The organism is Methylobacterium sp. WL103 (assembly GCF_008039885.1).
Classification (GTDB): domain Bacteria; phylum Pseudomonadota; class Alphaproteobacteria; order Rhizobiales; family Beijerinckiaceae; genus Methylobacterium; species Methylobacterium cerastii.
In genome coordinates this window covers 1-4,141 of the sequence record NZ_VRUX01000384.1, presented here as the reverse complement: position 1 = coordinate 4,141, position 4,141 = coordinate 1, and the positions used below count along the sequence as shown (strand labels likewise).

3 protein-coding genes are annotated in these 4,141 nt (G+C 69.2%); 2 read left to right on the top strand and 1 reads right to left on the bottom strand.

Annotation, left to right across the window (positions count from 1 at the left end; genetic code table 11):
• Positions 1 to 297 (bottom strand): nitrate- and nitrite sensing domain-containing protein (locus FV222_RS18930; protein WP_187277377.1); only part of this gene is annotated, 297 nt, incomplete at its 3' end.
• 276 nt (positions 298 to 573) lie between these two features.
• On the opposite strand from FV222_RS18930, the gene FV222_RS18925 reads away from it, so the two are divergent.
• Both FV222_RS18925 and uvrA read left to right on the top strand, forming a co-directional pair.
• Complete coding sequence (locus FV222_RS18925; protein WP_147815384.1) at positions 574 to 825, top strand: hypothetical protein; 252 nt, start codon at positions 574 to 576, stop codon at positions 823 to 825.
• A 250-nt stretch (positions 826 to 1,075) separates the two neighbouring features.
• A partial coding sequence (uvrA, locus tag FV222_RS18920) for an excinuclease ABC subunit UvrA (RefSeq protein ID WP_147815383.1) occupies positions 1,076 to 4,141 on the top strand: 3,066 nt, incomplete at its 3' end.

Genomic DNA, 4,141 nt, shown 5'->3' with positions numbered 1-4,141 from the left:
GGCCAGGCCCTGGCGGGTGGCGTCGGTGCGCGCACGCTGGGCGACGAGCTCGGCCTTGAACTGCGTGCCCTTCGAGGCGAGGAACAGGCTGGAGCCGCCGCGCTCGCGCTGGCCCTCGTGGACGAAGGCGCTGATCCGCGAGGCGAGGCCGACCAGATCCTCGACCTGGACCACTTCGGCGCGCTGCGCCATCCGGTCCGCGATCGCGACCCCGGCCACCGCGGCGAAGGCGAGGCAAGGTGCCAGCGCGACCGCCACGATGCGGCCGCGCAAGGACATCAGAACACCGGTCGTCATCCGCTTGCCAATCCTTCATTCGCGCAAGGCTTTGACAAATGATAAAGCCGCAGGTGGTAAACAGGCGGTTGCAATCTAAGATCAGCTCAATATTTCAGCACCCCAATCGATACAACCGCAGGCTCCCTCAGTCCGGCAGGCCGGTTTGGGACGGGCCGTCATGCTTTCCGGACGCCTGGGCAAGGTCGGCGACGGACGCCGGGTGCGGTGTCGTCCTACGGAGGAGTCGCTCGCGACCGCGCGACGGTTCCGGGCCCGTCCAACTCCGAGGCCATCATGACCCGTACCCTCCTCGCAGCGAGCCTGCTGATCGCCGGCCTCGCCGCCGCCGAAGCCCAGACCGGCGACATGAGCTGCGCTGACTATCTGAAGGCCGACGCGCAGGCGCAGGCTTCGCTCAGCCCCGCCGACAAGGCGATGATCGCCGCCGACCCCCAGGCCTCCGCGCTCGACGCCAAGATGCGCGCCTACTGCAAGGCCAACCCGAAAGCCTCCTCCTCCGAGGCGATGACGAAGGCGATGCAGTAAGCCGGGAAGCGGCCACGCCTCGGCGCCGGGCCCAGGCGGGCGTGGCGTGCGCGGCGGCGGCGGCCCGGAACGGCTGGCGAGTTGCCCGCGTACGCGTTTCGTTCTAGCAGACGCGCAAGCATGCCGGGCCTGCGTCCCGCCCGCCGCACCTTGCCGAAGGCTTCGGACGGACGACATGACCCGGCGCGGCTGTCGCATTCGCGATCGCCGGATCCCGCCCGCGTCGACGCCTCGAAAGACCGCCCCCGCCATGGCCAAAGCCGTCGCCGCCAAGACGCCCGCCGGGAAGACGCCTGCCGGCAAAACTTCCGCAGCGAAGACTTCCGCAGCGAAGACTTCCGCAACCAAGGCGCCGGCGGTCGCAACCAAGGCGCCGGCGGCCGGGAAGGCCGCGAAGGCGAACCCGGCCGTCGAGGCCGAGGCCGGCATCGACGCGAAGCTCGAGCGCCTGTTCGACCGCGAGACGCCGGCCGAGCGCGACCGGCGGGTGATCTCGGTGCGCGGCGCGCGCGAGCACAACCTCAAGAACGTCGACCTGACGATCCCGCGCGACAAGCTCGTGGTGTTCACCGGGCTCTCGGGCTCGGGCAAGTCGTCGCTCGCCTTCGACACGATCTACGCCGAGGGGCAGCGCCGCTACGTCGAGTCGCTCTCGGCCTATGCGCGCCAGTTCCTGGAGATGATGTCCAAGCCCGACGTCGACCAGATCGACGGGCTCTCGCCGGCGATCTCGATCGAGCAGAAGACCACCTCGAAGAACCCGCGCTCCACCGTCGGCACCGTCACCGAGATCTACGACTACATGCGCCTGCTCTGGGCGCGCGTCGGCATTCCGTATTCGCCCGCCACCGGCCTGCCGATCGAGAGCCAGACGGTCCAGCAGATGGTCGACCGCGTCCTGGCGCTGCCCGAGAAGAGCCGGCTCTACCTGCTCGCGCCCGTCGTCCGCGGCCGCAAGGGCGAGTACCGCAAGGAGATCGCCGAGTTCCAGAAGAAGGGCTTCCAGCGCCTGCGGATCGACGGGGAGTACTACCCGATCGACGACGTGCCGAAGCTCGACAAGAAGCTCAAGCACGACATCGACGTGGTGGTCGACCGGATCGTGGTGCGGGCCGACATCGCCGCCCGGCTCGCCGATTCCTTCGAGACCGCGCTCGAGCTCGCCGACGGCATCGCCGACATCGAGTTCGCCGACGTGCCCGAGGGCGAGAGCAGAGAGAAGATCACGCTCTCGTCGCGCTTCGCCTGCCCGGTCTCGGGCTTCACCATCGCCGAGATCGAGCCGAGGCTGTTCTCCTTCAACAACCCGTTCGGCGCCTGCCCGACCTGCGGCGGCATCGGCCATGAGATGCGGATCGACGCCGAGCTGGTGATCTCCGACGAGGCGCTCACCCTCAAGCGCGGCGCCATCGGCCCCTGGGCCAAGTCCACCTCGCCCTATTACGGGCAGACGCTCGACGCGCTGGCCCGGCATTACGGCTTCAAGACCGACACGGCCTGGTCGCGGCTTCCCGAGGCGGCCCGCGCGATCATCCTCTACGGCTCGGGCAAGCAGACGATCCGCTTCGACTACGACGACGGCATGCGCAAGTACGCCGTCAACAAGCCGTTCGAGGGCGTGATCCCGAACCTGGAGCGCCGCTACAAGGAGACCGAGAGCGACGCCGCCCGCGACGAGATCTCGCGCTTCATGAGCGAGACCCCCTGCGCCGCCTGCGGCGGCAAGCGGCTGAAGGTCGAGGCGCTGGCCGTCAAGGTCGCGATGGAGGATGTCGGCGCGGTCACCGCGCTCTCGGTCAGCGAGGCCCACCGCTGGTTCTCGGAGCTGCCGGCCAGGCTCACCGCCAAGCAGAACGAGATCGCGGTGCGGATCCTGAAGGAGATCCGCGACCGGCTCTCGTTCCTCGTCGACGTCGGCCTCGAATACCTGACGCTGGCCCGCGGCTCGGGAACGCTGTCGGGCGGCGAGAGCCAGCGCATTCGGCTGGCCTCGCAGATCGGCTCGGGCCTCACCGGCGTGCTCTACGTGCTCGACGAGCCCTCGATCGGCCTGCACCAGCGCGACAACGAGCGCCTGCTCGGCACGCTGAAGCGGCTGCGCGACCTCGGCAATTCGGTGATCGTGGTCGAGCACGACGAGGACGCGATCCTCCAGGCCGACTACGTCGTCGACGTCGGGCCGGGCGCCGGCATCCACGGCGGCCGGATCATCGCGCAGGGCACGCCCGCGGAGGTGCTGGCGCATCCCGAATCGCTCACCGCCAAGTACCTCACCGGCGAGAAGTCGGTGCGCACGCCCACCGCCCGGCGAAAAGGGCGCAAGGGCAAGCTCGGCGTGTTCGGCGCCCGCGGCAACAACCTGAAGAACGTGGACATCGAGATCCCGCTCGGCACCTTCACCTGCGTCACCGGCGTCTCGGGCGGCGGCAAGTCCACGCTGATCATCGACACGCTCTACAAGGCGGTGGCCAAGCGCCTGAACGGCGCGCTGGAGCACCCGGCGCCGTTCGACCGGCTCGAAGGCCTGGAGCACCTCGACAAGGTCATCGACATCGACCAGTCGCCGATCGGGCGCACCCCGCGCTCGAACCCGGCGACCTATACCGGCGCCTTCACCCCGATCCGCGACTGGTTCGCCGGCCTGCCCGAGGCCAAGGCCCGCGGCTACCAGCCGGGGCGGTTCTCGTTCAACGTGCGCGGCGGCCGCTGCGAGGCGTGCTCGGGCGACGGCGTCATCAAGATCGAGATGCACTTCCTGCCCGACGTCTACGTCACCTGCGACGTGTGCAAGGGCAAGCGCTACGACCGCGAGACGCTGGAGGTGAAGTACCGCGCCAAGTCGATCGCCGACGTGCTCGACATGACCGTCGAGGAGGCGGCCGACCTGTTCAAGGCGGTGCCGACGATCCGCGAGAAGATGGAGACCCTGAAGCGCGTCGGGCTCGACTACGTCAGCGTCGGGCAGCAGGCCACCACCCTGTCGGGCGGCGAGGCGCAGCGGGTGAAGCTCTCCAAGGAGCTGTCCAAGCGCTCGACCGGGCGCACCCTCTACATCCTCGACGAGCCGACCACCGGCCTGCACTTCCACGACGTCGCCAAGCTGATGGAGGTGCTCCACGAGCTCGTCGACCAGGGCAACACCGTCGTGGTGATCGAGCACAACCTCGAGGTCATCAAGACCGCCGACTGGGTGATCGACATGGGGCCGGAGGGCGGAGACGGCGGCGGCGTGGTGGTGGCCGAAGGCACGCCCGAGCAGATCGCCGCGTCGAAGGCGAGCCATACCGGGCGCTTCCTGCGCGACGTGCTCGCCCGC

What these genes read in the sequence shown, in the direction of transcription:
- FV222_RS18925 (WP_147815384.1), top strand. Translation starts at nt 574, where the DNA reads ATGACCCGTACCCTCCTCGCAGCGAGCCTGCTGATCGCCGGCCTCGCC.